At 72.6% G+C, this 15,326-nt stretch carries 8 protein-coding genes; 5 read left to right on the forward strand and 3 right to left on the reverse strand.

Annotated elements, in window-relative coordinates; all coding sequences use genetic code 11:
* Positions 1-121 precede the first annotated feature (121 nt).
* Positions 122-1,015 carry a ChbG/HpnK family deacetylase gene (locus tag AB0A94_RS36345; RefSeq protein WP_361750998.1) on the reverse strand — a complete coding sequence of 298 codons (894 nt, stop codon included), beginning with the start codon at positions 1,013-1,015 and terminating at the stop codon, positions 122-124.
* A complete protein-coding gene (locus AB0A94_RS36350) occupies positions 1,012-2,220 on the reverse strand; it encodes a glycosyltransferase (protein WP_361751000.1) in 1,209 nt (402 codons plus the stop codon). Before AB0A94_RS36350 ends, AB0A94_RS36345 begins: the two co-directional genes overlap by 4 nt.
* Before the next feature lie 225 nt (positions 2,221-2,445).
* Between AB0A94_RS36350 and AB0A94_RS36355 the strand changes: the two genes are divergently transcribed.
* From AB0A94_RS36355 to AB0A94_RS36370, 4 genes are all read left to right on the forward strand, one after another.
* On the forward strand, positions 2,446-3,162 hold the full coding sequence (locus AB0A94_RS36355; RefSeq protein WP_361751002.1) for a methyltransferase domain-containing protein: 717 nt from the start codon (positions 2,446-2,448) through the stop codon (positions 3,160-3,162).
* A 141-nt stretch (positions 3,163-3,303) separates the two neighbouring features.
* Complete coding sequence (locus tag AB0A94_RS36360) at positions 3,304-4,299, forward strand: SDR family NAD(P)-dependent oxidoreductase (protein ID WP_361751004.1); 996 nt, start codon at positions 3,304-3,306, stop codon at positions 4,297-4,299.
* 14 nt (positions 4,300-4,313) lie between these two features.
* Positions 4,314-5,027: a sugar phosphate nucleotidyltransferase gene (locus AB0A94_RS36365; RefSeq protein ID WP_361751006.1), complete on the forward strand. Its 714-nt coding sequence runs from the start codon at positions 4,314-4,316 to the stop codon at positions 5,025-5,027.
* Positions 5,028-5,123: 96 nt separating this feature from the next.
* Complete coding sequence (locus AB0A94_RS36370) at positions 5,124-7,301, forward strand: glycosyltransferase family 39 protein (RefSeq protein WP_361751008.1); 2,178 nt, start codon at positions 5,124-5,126, stop codon at positions 7,299-7,301.
* Between the two features lie 63 nt (positions 7,302-7,364).
* On the opposite strand, the gene AB0A94_RS36375 is transcribed toward AB0A94_RS36370, so the two are convergent.
* Positions 7,365-9,041 carry a (2,3-dihydroxybenzoyl)adenylate synthase gene (locus tag AB0A94_RS36375; protein WP_361751010.1) on the reverse strand — a complete coding sequence of 559 codons (1,677 nt, stop codon included), beginning with the start codon at positions 9,039-9,041 and terminating at the stop codon, positions 7,365-7,367.
* A gap of 282 nt (positions 9,042-9,323) precedes the next feature.
* Here AB0A94_RS36375 and AB0A94_RS36380 point away from each other — a divergent pair, with 282 nt between their 5' ends.
* Positions 9,324-14,780, forward strand: a complete 5,457-nt coding sequence (locus tag AB0A94_RS36380; protein WP_361751012.1) for a beta-ketoacyl synthase N-terminal-like domain-containing protein — start codon at positions 9,324-9,326, stop codon at positions 14,778-14,780.
* The last annotated feature ends 546 nt before the right edge of the window (positions 14,781-15,326 follow it).

The raw sequence follows: 15,326 nt of genomic DNA on the forward strand, positions 1-15,326 counted from the left end.
CCAGTAGGACGACGCCGAGGCCGAGGAGGACGGCACCGGTCCAGGTCTGCTTGCGGCCCTTGCGGTCCGGGACGGCGGCCGTGCGGATCACGGCTGCCGCCGTGGTGCGGTCCGTCTTTCGTCACCCGGTGCGGCGGGGCGGCTCGCCGCTTCCCGCCCACGGCGCGCGCGTGCCGTGGGGGGGAAGATCGCTGAACCTGCCCAGGCGCAGGTCCAGCCGCTGCAGCGTCTCGCGCAGGAACGGGGAGGTGAGGCCCGCGAGTTCCTCCTCCCACCGGTAACCCCACGCGTAGCGGGCCCGGTCGCCCGCTGTGGGTTCACCGGGGTGGCAGTTGACCTCGATGACGTCGGCCCGGCCGCGGGCCAGACGGTCGACCAGGGCTTCGAGGCGCGGGAGCGTCAGGGCACCCGCCTCATCGAGTCCCCCGTACGTCTGGGGGAACGCCAGCTGCGCGACGTTCAGCCGGGCCGCCAGAGCGCGGCTCCAGTGGCGGATCACGAGTCCCCGCGGTCCGAGGGCGGCGCTCGTCGGCACGCGCACGGCACCGATTCCCCGGTCCGCAGCCAGTTGCGTCACGATCCGCGCGACCGGCGGGTAGAGGTGGAGGTGCTGGTGGGTGTCGACATGGCTCAGCGTCAGGCCGAGGTCGTCGGTGAGGCGGCCGAGTTGCGCCTGGAACTCCCGGCGCACGTCCGCCATGTCGACGCGCCCGGTGACCGCGGCGGTCATGAACGCCCGCCAGCCCGGGCGGAAGGAGCCCCGCCGGTCGACCAGGGTGGGGATCTCACGTGCGCTCAGCAGCGGGGGGTCCTCCCCCACCACCGCCAGGTGGGCACCGGCCCCGAGGGCCGGCCGCTCCCGCAGCCAGGCGGCCGACCGTGCCACCGCCGGACCGACGGCGAGCACCGAGACGCTCGTCACCACTCCCTCGTCGTGCGCCCTCAGGATGCCCCGGGAGATCCCCTCGCTGAGACCGTAGTCGTCGGCGTTGACGATGAGCAGCCGTCCCGTCACCGGTCCGTCTCCTTGCCGTCCCGGCTCCGGGAGGAGCCGAACACCCAGTGCCGCAGGAGGGCGAACCTCACCACGGAGGCGAGAACGTCGCCGGCGAGCAGGACCGTCAGTTCGACGGCCCTGCCGCTCCCCGGACCGGCCGCGAGCAGCGTCGTGCTGGTGCAGGCGAGAGCGAGCAGGAAGGCGGCGAATCCCCTGGCCTGATGACGCAGGGCGTCCCGGCGTCCGCGTACTCCGAAGGTGATCCGGCGGTTCGCCGCGGTGTTGAGGACCGTGGCGAGGAACAGACCGAGCGTGTTCGCCGCCAGCGCCGGCATCACGGTGGTGAACAGCAGGTAGAACACGACGTGCAGGAGTCCGCTCGCCGCTCCGACCACGGCGAAGCGCAGGAACCTGCGTGCCGGGGCGGCGGGCACACCGGGGCGCCGCAGGTGTGAGGGCAGCGGCGCCCCGAGGGCGCCCCTCAGCCGGCGGCCCGCCACGCGGGCGACCCCCCGCAGCATGTCCACGACGGTACGGCCGATGTCGACCGTGGTGTCGGGGTCGTCGAGGCAGTCGACCGGGACCTCGTGGATGCGCAGCCCCTGGCGCTGCACCGCACAGAGCAGTTCGGTGTCGAAGAACCACTTGTCGTCGTGCACGGTGGGGAGTATGGCCTGCACGACCTCCCGCCGGCCGGCCTTGAAACCGCACTGGGCGTCGGAGAAGCGCACCCCGAGGACCACGCGCAGGATCAGGTTGTACGTGCGGGAGAGCGTGGCGCGCAGCAGGGACCGCTGCACGCTCGCCCCGCGCGCGTGCCGCGTGCCGATGGCGAAGTCGCTGTGGCCCGATGCGAGCGGAGCGATGAGCGGGAGGAATCCGTCCAGGTCGATGGAGAGGTCGGCGTCCATGTAGCTGACCACGTCGGCCCGGCTCGTGCCCCACACGTGTCTGAGAGCCAGGCCCCGGCCCCTTGCGTCGAGACTCACGAACCGCACCTCGGGGAGCTGACGGGCCAGGGCCTCACCGATCTCGGGCGTCCTGTCGGCGCTGCCGCTCTCCGCGACGGTGATCACGAAGGGGTAGGGGAAGTTCCGGACGAGGTAGTCGCGCAGCCGGTGCACGTTCCGTGCGAGCGCCTTCTCCTCGTTGCGCACCGGAATCACGATCTCGGTCAGGGACACGCGAGTCAGTTCGGCGGACTCTTCGGCGGTCGCGGTCATGGACGCTGCCTCTCAATGGCCGCGCGGCGAGCGCGCATCGGGCGGTGGAGGGTCCCAGCGTCGGCCTGACGGGCCGTCGGCGGCATCCTCCCCCTTGCGCCGGTTCCGCTCCACCGCAACCAGGAAGACGGCTTCGCCCCGGTGGTCGGCCAGACTGTGCCGCAGCACGGCCCGCCTGCGCACGCGGTGGGGCCGTGACGGGCGGTCCACCGGAAAGGAGCCGCCATGTCGGCCTGGCTCGAGGAATGGAACAGCAGGCAGGACGTCTACATCGGCGACCGGCACCGGGACCGGCACTTCCGGGCGGTGGCCCGCGACATCGTCCGTCTGCTTCCGGAAGGAAGCGGACGCGTGCTCGACTACGGTCCCGGGGACGCCTTGTGCGCCACGCGCATCGCCGCGGCCTGTGAGGAAGTGGTCCTCTGCGAGGCGGCGGAGACGATCCGGGCCCGGATCACGGACCGGTTCGCGAACGAGCCGGGGATCCGTGTCATCTCGCCGGGTCAGCTCACGGACCTGGCCGCCGGGTCGGTCGACCTGATGGTCGTGCACTCGGTGGCGCAGTATCTCGACGTGGACGAACTGGACGCCCTCCTGCGGGAGGCACACCGGCTTCTGGGCGCCGGCGGGCTCCTCGTCGTCGGGGACCTCGTGCCCCCGGGAGCGGGGCTGGTGTCGGACACGGCCGAGCTTTTGCGTTTCGCCCTGCGCGAGGGTTTCCTCGGGGAGGCGGTGCCGGCACTCGTGCGGTTGGCGTTCTCCCCTTACGCGCGTCGCCGGCGGCGGCTCGGCCTCACCCGGCTCGGCGAGGCCGAGATGACGGCCCGAGCACGGCAGGCCGGCCTCTCGGGCCACCGGGTGTGGCCCAACGTCGGCAACAACCAGGCGCGTTGGACTTTCGTGGCCAGGCGTGCGGCTGCCTCCGCGCGACCGGGCCGATGAGCGTCCGCGGGCAGGCCCGCACATTGGAAGAAGCAAAAGCGCGCTGCCGTGTGTGACCGTAGGGGGGCCTCCGAGCGGGTGGACGGCACCACCGGCCCCGCCGGGCCGGCAGGTTCTCGGCGCACACCTCCAGGAGGATCCATGGCCGGACTCGTAGCGGTCACCGGGGCCGAAGGCTTCATCGGGTCGCACCTGGTCGAGACGCTGGTGCGGCGGGGACACCGGGTACGGGCCATGGTCCTGTACAACTCGTTCGCCTCGTGGGGGTGGCTCGACCGGCTCGACGCCGAGGTGCTGGCCCAGGTGGAGGTGTGCCCCGGCGACGTCCGCGACCCGGCGTCGGTACTGGCGCTGGTCGAGCGGGCCTCGGTCGTGTACCACCTGGCGGCCCTGATCGCGATCCCGTACTCCTATCAGGCGCCGCGCTCGTACGCGGACACTAATGTCATGGGCACGCTGAACGTGCTCGAGGCGGTGCGTGCCAGTGGGACGTCCAGGCTGGTCCACACCTCGACGAGCGAGACGTACGGATCGGCGAGGACGGTACCGATCCGGGAGGACCATCCCCTGCAGGCCCAGTCGCCCTACGCGGCGACGAAGGTGGCCGCGGACAAGCTCGTCGAGTCCTACCACCTCAGCTACGGTGTGCCCGCGGTGACACTGCGGCCGTTCAACACGTTCGGTCCCCGTCAGTCGGCCCGCGCGGTGATCCCCACGATCGTCAGCCAGCTCGCCGCCGGGGCCCGGCACATCACCCTCGGCTCCCTGGCGCCGACCCGTGACTTCACCTATGTCACCGACACCGCCGAGGCCTTCGTCTCGGTCGGCACCGCGCCGGCGTCGGCCGTGGTGGGGGAGGTCTTCAACGCCGGCACGGGGACGGAGGTGTCCATCGGCCGGCTCGCTGCGGACATCATGCGGCTGATGGGCGCCGACGCGTCGATCGACGAGGATCCGCAGCGTCTGCGCCCCAAGGACTCCGAGGTCGTACGCCTGGTCTGCGACGCCGGGAGACTGCGCGCGCGCACCGGGTGGCGCCCCCGGGTGGAGCGTGAGGACGGCCTGCGGCGGACCATCGAATGGTTCCGGGATCCCGTGAACCGGGCGGGCTACAGACCGGCTCATTACAACCGCTGAGGGAGATGCGGAACATGCACGCAGTGATCCTGGCGGGCGGCAAGGGGACGAGGCTGCGGCCGTACACCAGCCGGCTGCCCAAGCCCCTGGTGCCGATCGGTGACGAGTTCTCGATCCTGGAGATCGTCCTGAGCCAGCTCTCCCAGCGGGGATTCGACTCGGTGACGCTCGCCATCGGGCACCTCGGCCACCTCATCCGGTCCTTCGTGGGCGACGGCAGCCGATGGAACATGGACATCGCCTATGCCGCGGAGGACACGCCCCGGGGGACGATCGGCCCGGTCCTGGGCATCCTCGACCGGCTGCCCGAACACTTCCTGGTCATGAACGGCGACATCCTCACCGACCTGGATTACGCCGATGTGCTGGCCCACCACCAAAGGGGCGGCGCGCCGCTGACGGTGGCGACCTGCACGCGCGAGGTGCGCATCGATTTCGGCGTGCTGACCACGGCCGGCGACCGGGTGGTCCATTTCGTGGAGAAGCCGACGGTCGACTACCGGGTCAGCATGGGGGTCTACGGCCTGAGCCGCACCACCCTCGAAACCTATCCGTCCCACATGCCGTTCGGCTTCGACGACCTGGTCCTGGACCTGCTGGCCCGCGGTGTCCAGCCGGCGGAGTACCCCTTCGACGGGTACTGGCTGGACATCGGCCGCCCCGACGACTACGACCGCGCCAACGCCGAGTTCGACTCGATCAAGGGGAGCCTGCTCAAGGGGGCGTGAGGGTGTTCCACCGGCCTCTCCTCACCTGCCGAGGGGCGTAGCAGAGATGAAAGGGACAACAGAAGCATGTCTTCCGTTACACACGGGCCCCCGTCGGTGACCGCTTCCTCTCCGGCTCCGGTGCCCTTGGCCCGGGACGGCCGGAGCCGGGCGAAGGCATGGGCGCTCGCCGGGATCTGCGGGCTCGCAGGCCTGCTCTACCTGTGGCTCATCGGCTCCAGCAACTACGGCAACGCCTACTATTCCGCCGCCGTGCGGTCGATGACGCACAGCCCGACCAACTTCCTGTTCGGCGCCGCGGACCCGTACGGCGCCGTCTCGGTCGACAAGCCGCCTCTGGCACTGTGGCCCCAGGCGGCGTCGGTGGCGCTCTTCGGGTACCACAGCTGGTCGATGCTGCTCCCCCAGGCCCTCGAAGGCGTGGCCACCGTGTTCCTGCTGCACCGCACGGTCCGGCCATGGGCGGGGGAACGCGTGGCGCTGCTGGCGTCGTTGATCCTCTCGCTGACCCCCATCACCGTCGCCATCAACCGCGACAACAACACCGACTCCCTCCTGATGCTGCTGCTGGTCGCGGCGGCGTACGCGTTCACCCGCTCGATCCACGCCGGGACGGACCGCGGCCGCACCAGGTGGCTGCTGCTGTGCGCCTTCTTCGTGGGCTGCGGGTTCACGGCGAAGATGCTGCAGGCGTGGATCATCGTGCCGGTACTGGCCCTGGCGTTCCTGCTCAGCAGCACCAGCCCGGTGAGACGCAGGATCAGCGACGTCCTGGCCGCGGGTGCCGTACTGGTCGTCTCCTCGTTCTGGTGGCCCGCGCTGCACGATCTGTGGCCGGGCGACAAGCCCTACATGGGCGGCAGCACGAACGGCAGCGCGTTCCAGCTCGTCTTCGGCTACAACGGGTTCGGCGCGCTGTTCGGCACCGGCCAGCAGCCCGGCGGCTCCGGGATCAACGTGCCCCTCGCGATGGTCGGCCTCTCCGGCGGAATGCCCGGGGTCACCCGTATGTTCTCCGCCGAGGTCGGGGACCAGATCTCCTGGCTGCTGCCGCTCAGCCTGCTGGTGCTGGCCGTCGTGGGAGCCGCCGGCTACCGCCGCCTGTGGTTCGAGACCCCGGGTGACCCCCTGCAGCGGGCGGGCTGGCTGCTGTGGGGCGGATGGCTGGTGCTCGTCGGCGGAGTCTTCAGCTTCACCCAGGGCATCTTCAACACGTACTACACGACGATGCTGGCGCCGGCGGTCGCCGCGGTCTGCGCGGCGGGCATCGCCCTGCTCTGGCGGAAGTACGGCCGGCCGAACGGCCGGGAGTGGATGCTCCTGCCGGCCGCGGTCGCGCTCACGGCGGTCTGGGCGTTCGTCCTGGTCTCCAGGGACACCTCGTGGCACGGCTGGACCAGATGGGCGGCCCTGGGGCTCGCCGCTTTCGCGGTCTTCGCACTGGTGGCGGCCAGACTGTCGCCGGGACGGCGTCCCCTGGGCCACGCCGGGCTGGTCGTCGGGGCGGCAGCGGTGCTGCTGGCCCCCGGAGTGTGGTCCGTGGGCACCGCGGCCGTGGCCGCCGACAACGGCGGCTTCCCCACGGCGGGCCCGCCGAACAACGCGTTCAGCGCCCTGCTGCGCGGGGAACTCCCGGACGGCATGACGCCGCCCGCCGGCATGCCCCCGGACAAGGGCCGCGCACCCCGGGGCCTGAAGACGCCTCCCGGTCTCCCGCTGCCCGGCGGCACGCAGACGCCCGGCGGCATGCAGATGCCTGAGGGCATGCAGCTGCCCGAGGGCGTCCCGGCGCCGGGCGGGGACGGCGCCGCCCCTGCCGGCACCCGGAGCGGGAAGGGCTTCGGCGGCTCCCGCCTCTCCGCCGACAACCGGCGGATCCTCGAGTACGCCGAACGCCACTCGGGCGGTGCCGGCGTGACGCTCGCCGTCGAGGGGGGCGGACTCGCCTCGTCGTCGTTCATCATCGAGACCGGTGCCGCGGTCGTCGGCATGGGCGGATTCCTGGGCGCCGACGACTCACCCACCGTCGACCAGCTCGGCGAATGGGTCGACCGGGGGGACCTGAAGTTCGTTCTCACCGCCCATCCGGGCGAAGCGCGGCTGGGCGGCATGGCCGGAATGGGCGGCAGCGTGCAGCAGAAGCGGCTGGCCTGGGTGCGCGAGAACTGCCGGCTCGTCGACCCCGGCGTCTACGGCGGCGAGCCCTTCGACGAGGAACAGGCCCGGCTGCCGGTACCGGGGTTCAGCGACGCGGCGCTGTACCGCTGCGGATAGGGTCCGCGAGCCGCGAAGGGCTCCCCGCCGGTGTGGCCGGCGGGGAGCCCTTCGCGCGGCCGGTCAGGTGGTGGACATCCGGCCGGCGGCAGCGCGCAGCGCCTTCTTGTCGATCTTGCCCATCGGTGTGGTGGGCAGGGAGGGGACCGTGATCAGACGCTCCGGGAGCTTGAACGACGCCGTCTCGGCCCTCTCCATCACCCTCCGGATGTCCGCCAGCTCCACCTGCGCGCCGTCGGCCTGCACGACGAACAGGCAGACCAGTTCGCCCAGTTCGCTGTCCGGCAGGCCTACGGCGGCCGCCTGCAGAACGCCGTCGGCCTGCACCGCGAAGCTCTCCACCTCCTCGGCGTTGATCTTCTCTCCGCCCCTGTTGATGAGGTCCTTCTCCCTGCCGACCACGACCAGGTTGCCGTCCGGCGTACGGCGTACCAGGTCACCGGTCCGGTACCAGCCGTCGGGGGTGAACGCCCGCGCGTCCGCGGAGGGCGAGTCGTAGTAGCCGCGCGGTGTGTACGGGCCCCGGGTGAGCAGTGCCCCGGGTTCCCCCACGCCCACCGTCCTGCCCTCCGGGTCCACCACCCGGATCTCGTCGCCGGGGCAGATCGGCCGTCCCTGGGTGTGGTGGACCACGTCGTCGGGATCGTCCAGGCGGGTGAGGCACAGCAGGCCCTCCGCCATCCCGAAGACCTGCTGCAGCCTGCAGCCCAGTTTCGGTCCCACCTGCCGGGCCGCCTCCGGCTCGAGCCGTGAGGCCCCGACCTGGAGGAGCTCCAGCGACCCCAGGTCGGGGCCCGGGTTCTCCTCCCGGTACCGGAGCCAGCGCATGACGACGGCCGGAACCACGGACGTGGCGGTGACCCGTTCCCGCTCGATCGCCTCGAACGCGGCCTCGGGCGCCGGCGATCGGGAGATCACCACCCGTCCCCCGGCCAGGAGCGTGCCGAGGACCCCGGGGCCGGTGTTGGGGAAGCCGTGGCCGAGCGGCAGGACGGCCAGGTACACGGTCTCGCGCCCGAAGCCGCACAGCTCGGCGGCGCGCTTGATCATGCAGGCGAGGTCGTTGTGCGTGCGCGCCACGAGTTTGGGCAGCCCGGTCGTGCCGCCGGACAGCTTGAGCATCGCGACCTCGTCACCACGCGGCGCGGACAGATCCAGCTCGGCCGCGACCCGTGCGGCCTCGTCCGCCTCCAGGGGCTCGCACAGCGCACGCAGATCGACGCTGTCCGGCCGGACGTCGGCCCCCGCCACGAGGACGTGCCCGACAGCCGGCTGCGCCCCTGCCACCTCGTGTGCCATCGCCTGGTGGTCGAACCCCTTGTACACGTCCGGCACGACGACGGCCCTGGCCTGGGCGTGGGCCACCACGCCCGACAGTTCGCGAGACCGGTACTGCGGCAGCGCCCAGACCGGCAGGGCGCCGAGCCGCAGGCACGCGAGGGTCACGACCACGTGCTCCCAGCAGTTGGGCAGCTGCACCACCACCCGGTCGTCCGCGCGAAGACCGAGCTCTCTCATGCGGACGGCGGCCCCGTCCGCGCGCGCCATCAGCTCGCGGTAGCTCATGCGGAGCGGGCCGTCGACGAGGCAAACGGCTTGCGGTGCCTTCCGCGCGGTCTCCACCAGGTGCGCTGTGAGCGGGCGTCCTTCCCAGTGGCCGTCGGCCGCATAACGGGCTGCCACGTCCGGGGGCCAGGGGACGAATCCCGCGCGGGTCGGCCTTACTGCTGTCTCATGCATGACTGCTCCGTGGGCTGTTCCGCCGCCCGGGGTGCCGGGCACGGCTGATGACGACCTCCCGGCGGCTTCGGGCGCAACCGGCGCCCGCCGGGCCGTAGGGCCCGGCCGCCGGGGCTGATGCGCACCCGCCACGGCCGCTGAGCTCCTGCCCCCGAAGCCTAGGGAGGCCCCGCCCCGCGGTCGTCTCACCGATTGCTGGATCACGCGGTGCGATCAAGGCGCCCGCACACGCCGCACGTCAGGAGTTGTCCGGGTGTCACGGGCAGGCCGAATCTGTCGCTCATGGGGACGGCTCACCCTCGCGTGGGTTCTTCCCGGGCAAAGGCAGCGGGGCGGAACGCCTCCGCAGACACGGCTGCCGGACGAGGCGATCGTCGGCCCCGATTCGTGTCGTGTCCGTTCGGTGAACTGAACAGGAGCGAGGACTTGACGCAGTACGCAGCACCCGACGAAGCAATCGCCATTATCGGTATGAGTTGCAGGTACGCCCCGGATCTCGACTCGCCGGACAAGTTCTGGGACTTCCTCGTCCACGGCAGGAGCACGGTCGGCGACATGCCGGACAAGCGGTGGGAGCCCTACGCATCGGGCAGCCCGCAGGCGACCGCGGCCATGCGGGACACCGTTCGCCGCGGTGCGTTCCTCGAGGACATCGAGGGCTTCGATGCCGACTTCTTCGGCATCTCGCCCAGGGAAGCCGACTTCCTCGATCCCCAGCAGCGCTTCATGCTCGAGCTCACCTGGGAGGCGCTGGCCGACGCCGGTATCCCCCCGCTGTCGCTGCGCGGTAGCGACACCGGCGTGTACGCCGCCGCGAACTCCAACGACTACGGCAGGCGGCTCCTGGAGGACATCCCGCGTACCGGCGCCTATGCCGTGAACGGCACGACGCTGTACGGCATCGCCAACCGCGTCTCCTACTTCCTGGACCTCCACGGACCGAGCATGGCGGTCGACACGGCCTGCGCCGGTTCGCTGACGGCCCTCCACCTGGCCCGCCAGAGCCTGCTGAGCGGGGAAACGCCCCTGGCGATCGTCGGCGGCCTCAACATCATGTCCACCCCCTCCCTCAACGTGGCCCTCGACGACGCCGGAGCCATGTCCCCGGACGGCCGCAGCAAGGCCTTCGACGAGGACGCCGACGGGTACGGCCGCGGTGAGGGGGCGGGGGTCGTCGTTCTCAAGCGGCTCTCCGACGCACGGCGCGACAACGATCCCGTCCTCGCGGTCGTCCGCGGCAGCGGTGTCTTCCAGGACGGCCGTTCCGACGGCATGATGGCGCCGGACAGGGACGCCCAGGAGCACATGCTCCGGCAGGCCTACCGCCGGGCGGGAGTGGACCCGGCCACCGTGGACTACGTCGAGGCGCACGGCACGGGGACACCCACCGGTGACCGTGCGGAGATCACCGCTTTGGCCAGGGTGTTCGGAGAAGGCCGGCCGCCACAGGCTCCCTGCCTGGTCGGATCGGTGAAGCCCAACGTCGGTCACGTCGAGGCAGGCTCGGGCATCACCGGCGTGATCAAGACGGTCCTCGCGCTGCGAAACGAGCTGATCCCCCCCACCCTCCACGACCGGCCCCGCACCGACATCGACTGGGACTCCTGGGGGCTGCGCCTGGTCGGGCGGGTGCAGGACTGGCCCCGCTGCGCACGGCCCCGGCGCGCGGGCGTCTCCAGCTACGGCGTCGGGGGCACGATCTCCCACGTGATCCTGGAGGAGGCCCCGGTGCCGGCGGCGCCCTCGTCCCGCGGCGCCTCCGCCGGCGTGCAGACGCCCGCGCTCTTCCCCCTCTCGGCCGCCTCCGAGGCGGGACTGCGCGCGTTGGCGGACGGGGTCGCCGACTGGGTGGCCTCTCGTCCCCACACCCCGCTGCCGTCGGTCGGACACACCCTGGCGCGGCGGCGCTCGCACCTCGCCCAGCGTGCCGCGGTCGTCGCGGACTCCGCCGAGCAGCTCGTCGGCCGACTGCGCGAGGTCGCCGAGGGCCGTGGCGGCCCCGGCACCGCGTCGGCGCGCACCGGTGCCGGGCGCGCCGACGACGCCGTCTGGGTCTTCTCCGGGCACGGCGCCCAGTGGTCCGGAATGGGCCGTCGGCTGCTGGCGAGCGAGCCGGTCTTCGCCACGGCCCTCGACGCGCTGGCAACGGTGTTCCGCGACGAGCTCGGCTGGACCCCGCGGGAAGCGCTCACCGAGGGCGGGCCGTGGAGCGCCGCCCACGTCCAGGCACTGACCTTCGCCGTCCAGATGGGCCTGGCCGACGTGTGGCGCAGCAAGGGGATGCGGCCGGGCGCGGTCATCGGGCATTCCGTCGGTGAGATCGCGGCCGCCGTGACGGCCGGTTGCCTCGACCGTGAGGAGGCCGCCCGCTTCGCGTGCCGCCGTGCGGCGGCACTCCAGCGGCTCGACGGGCGGGGCGCCATGGTCATGGTCGGGCTTCCGTTCGAGGAGGCGGCCCTGCGCCTAGAGGGCCGGCGGGACGTGGCAGCCGCCATCTCGGCGGGTCCGCGCTCCACGGTCTTGTCCGGGGACCGTTCGGCGGTCCTGCGCGTCGCGCAGGAGTGGCGGGGGCCGGACGTGTGGACGCGGACCGTCGACTCCGACATCGCTTTCCACAGCGTCCACGTGGACGAGGTGATCGGCGACGTCGAGTCGGCCGCGCGCCGGCTCACCCCCCGGCCGCCGTCCGTCCCCCTGTACACCACCGCCCTCGGCGACCCGCGGTCGCGGGCTGCGCGCGACAGCGGCTACTGGGCGGCGAACCTGCGCAGCCCGGTCCGCTTCACCGAGGCCGTGCGTGCGGCGGCCGAGGACGGCCACCGGCTGTTCCTGGAGGTGTCCAGCCACCCGGTGGTGGCCCATTCGGTCAGCGAGACGCTTGTGGACCTCGGCATCGAGGACGCCGCCGTGGCCGGGACGCTTCGGCGCAACACCGACGAGGTGGAGTCGCTGCTGCACAACCTCGCCGAACTGCACTGCCACGGCGTGGCCGTCGACTGGGCGAGCCACCACACTGACGGCGGGCTTGTGGGGCTGCCGGCGGCCGTGTGGCAGCACCGGGCCTACTGGATCTTCCCCGAGGCCACCGCCGACGCGGGCCTGGGGCGTGGGCACGACCCCAAAAGCCACAGCCTGCTCGGCGGCCGGATGACCGTCAGCGGCTCACCGGCCAGGCAGGTGTGGCAGACCCGTCTCGACATGGACAGCCGCCCCTACCCGCAGAGCCACGGGCTCGTCGGCGTCGAGGTCACCCCGGCGGCGTCCATCATCAACACCTTCGCCGCCGCCGCGCAGGAGGACGGTCCGTCGGCTCTGACGGACATCGTGCTGCGTACGCCCCTGGCGGTGCAACCGCCCCGCGTGGTCCAGGTCGTGCGCGAAGGCAGGTCGCTCTCGCTCGCCACCCGCATCGCCGCCGACGACGGCGACGGCGGCGGCGGGGACGAGTGGATCACGCACACCACGGCCGCCGTCGCGCCGGGGGTCCGGCCGGCGGGTGGACGGCTGGACACCGAGGCCATCCGCTCCCGGCTCCCGGAGGGGTCGCTCACCAGGGCCGACGAGATGTTCGAGCGCATGGGGGTCGAGGGCTACGCCTTCCCCTGGGACCTGGAGGAACTGCGCCACGACGACCACGAGCAGCTCGCCGTGCTGCAGATCGAGCCCCCGCCCGCGCAGCGGGCGACCAGCTGGGCGCACGTCATCGACGGCGCGCTGACCATCAGCGCCATGGTGGTCTCCCCGGGGGACGCCACCGTGCTCTGGATGTCCCGGTCCATCGATCAGGTGACGTGGTCGGGGCAACCCCCCGCCCGGCTCACCGTGCACAGCACGCGCTCGCCCCGGTCACCGCACGACACGGTCGACGTGCGGGTCGCCGACGAGCGGGGGGATGTCGTCTGCGAGGTCACCGGGCTCCGGTTCGCGGCCGTGGAACATCTCGGCGCCGCGGTCCTGCCCAGCGAACTGGTGCACGAGATCGTGTGGCGTCCCTGGGATCCGGAGGACCACGAGAAGGCCGGGGGCGGCCCCGTGGAGCAGGTGGTCCTCGTCGGGGATCCCGAGGCCACCGTCCCCCTCGCCGAACAACTCGAGTCGGTCGGCATGACCTGCATACAGGTGGGCGGCTCACCGCGCACGGGGCTGCAGCCAGGCCTGTTCGCCCGGCCGGGCGCGGTGGTCGTGGCGCCCGCCCGGCCCGGCACGGGCACATCGCCGGAGGAGGAGGCGGAGCGGGTGTCGTGGCTGCTCGTCCAGACCGTGCAACGTGTCGCCGAGATCCGGGCCCACCTCACCGGGGGCGCAGCGGCACAGCGGGTGTGGTGCCTCACCGATGACGTCCGCGGGGCCCGTGACGAGCGGTCGGTGGCACACGGCCCGCTGTGGGGCCTGGCCCGCATCATCGCGGGCGACCACCCCGAACTGTGGGGTGGGGCCGTCGACATCAACACCCCGGCCGACGGCATCGGCGCACGGCTGGTCGCCCTGCTGGAGGGTGCCGCCGGCACGGAGGACGTCATCTCGCTGACCGGGCAGAAAACCGAGGTCGCCCGGCTGAGCCGCATCGACCGCAGTGCGGACGGCACGCCGCTGCAGTGTTCGCCCTCGGGCACGGTCCTGATCACCGGCGGGCTGGGCGCGCTGGGACTGGAGGTCGCCAGGTGGCTGGTGGACCGGGGCGCCCGCCGGCTCCTGCTCGTCAGCCGCCGTGGTCTGCCCGACCGTGCCCAGTGGCCCGCCGTCACCGACGCCGAGACCAGGCGCCGGATCGACGGCGTGCTGGCGCTGGAGGCACTCGGTGTGACGGTCCGGGTGCTCGCGCTCGACATCACGGACGGCGACCAGGTGTCGGCGGCGCTGGCTGCGGGCGCGCTCGGTCTGCCGCCGGTGCGGGGGGTCGTGCACGCCGCCGGCGTCGTGAAGAACGCCCTGGTGGACAAGGTCGACCTGGAGGGGCTGCGAGAGGTGATGGCCCCCAAGGTCCGCGGGGCCATGGTGCTGCACCGGCTCTTCCCGCCCGGTGACCTCGACTTCTTCGTGATGTTCTCCTCCTGCGGCCAGTTCGCCCGCCTCTCCGGCCAGGCCAGTTACGCCGCGGCCAACTCCTTCCTGGACGCACTCGCGGGCCACCGCAACAAAAAAGGGCACACCGAGACCGTCAGCCTGGGCTGGACGGCCTGGCGGGGGCTGGGCATGTCGTCGGACATCGACACCACGATGTTCGAGGCCAACTCGCGCGGCCTGGAGGCCGTCTCGGCGTCCGAGGCGCTGCGGGCGTGGTCCTTCGGAGACAGGTTCCGCTCCGACTACCAGGCCGTGCTCCGGGTGGTGCCGACCCCCGCGCACGCACCGTGCCTGCCGGTCTTCCGGGACCTGCCCGTCTCCGGCGAGACGGACGCCACCACGGGCGAGCAGCTCTTCACCGCCGCCCTCGAAGGCCTCTCGGAGCAGGAGGCACGTGAGGCGGTCACCGCCGATGTGCGCGACCAGGTGGCCGGAGTGCTCCACTTCGACCCCTCGGAGGTGGAGATCAAGCGTCCCCTCGTCGAGCTCGGGGTCGACTCCGTGATGACGGTCGCTCTGCGCGTGCGCCTGCAGCACAGGTACGGCTTCGAGCTTCCGCCCACGATCCTGTGGGCGAAGCCGACCGTGGCGGCCCTCGCCGAACACGTCTGTGACAGCCTGCGTCCGGCCGGGGAGACCCACGAGGACCTGGCCGTGCCGGCCGCGGCGCTGTAGGGCCGGGAGGGCACGGGCTGCCCCGGACAGCGCAGAGTCTCCCTCTTCCGCCCCCGGTGGGTGCCGCCCGGTCCGGGCGGCACCCGCCGGGGGCGCTCTGCGCCCGGCCGGACTCCTCCGGGGCCGCCGGCCGGCGCGGGCCGGCCGGGGTGTGCGTGCGCGCGGACGGTATCCGGGAACACCCGGCACGGCGAACCGCCGGGAACACCCGGCACGGTGAACCGCCCGGAACACGCGGCGCGGTGGACTGCCGGGAAGGCGCCCGGTCCTTCCGCCTGCCCGGCGTCGGGGCGGTGTCGCGCGTGCAAGTGACCGGCACGGGCGTCGGCGTCGGGGCGGAAGCAGCTTCCCGCGGCGCCGGACAGGACATGGCTCCACCGGCACGGCGAACCGCCGGGAACACCCGGCACGGCGAACCACCGGGAAGGCGCCCGGTCCTTCCGCCTGCCCGGCGTCGAGGCGGTGTCGCGCGTGCAAGTGACCGGCACGGGCGTCGGCGTCGGGGCGGAAGCGGCTTCCCGCGGCGCCGGACAGGACATGGCTCCA

The organism is Streptomyces sp. NPDC044984, from assembly GCF_040646935.1.
Lineage (GTDB): Bacteria > Actinomycetota > Actinomycetes > Streptomycetales > Streptomycetaceae > Streptomyces.

Bases quoted from the DNA above. Each gene is read 5' to 3' on its own strand.
- AB0A94_RS36360 (WP_361751004.1), top strand. From the start codon at position 3,304: ATGGCCGGACTCGTAGCGGTCACCGGGGCCGAAGGCTTCATCGGGTCG.
- AB0A94_RS36375 (WP_361751010.1), bottom strand. From the start codon at position 9,041: ATGCATGAGACAGCAGTAAGGCCGACCCGCGCGGGATTCGTCCCCTGG.
- AB0A94_RS36355 (WP_361751002.1), top strand. From the start codon at position 2,446: ATGTCGGCCTGGCTCGAGGAATGGAACAGCAGGCAGGACGTCTACATC.
- AB0A94_RS36365 (WP_361751006.1), top strand. From the start codon at position 4,314: ATGCACGCAGTGATCCTGGCGGGCGGCAAGGGGACGAGGCTGCGGCCG.
- AB0A94_RS36380 (WP_361751012.1), top strand. From the start codon at position 9,324: ATGGGGACGGCTCACCCTCGCGTGGGTTCTTCCCGGGCAAAGGCAGCG.
- AB0A94_RS36350 (WP_361751000.1), bottom strand. From the start codon at position 2,220: ATGACCGCGACCGCCGAAGAGTCCGCCGAACTGACTCGCGTGTCCCTG.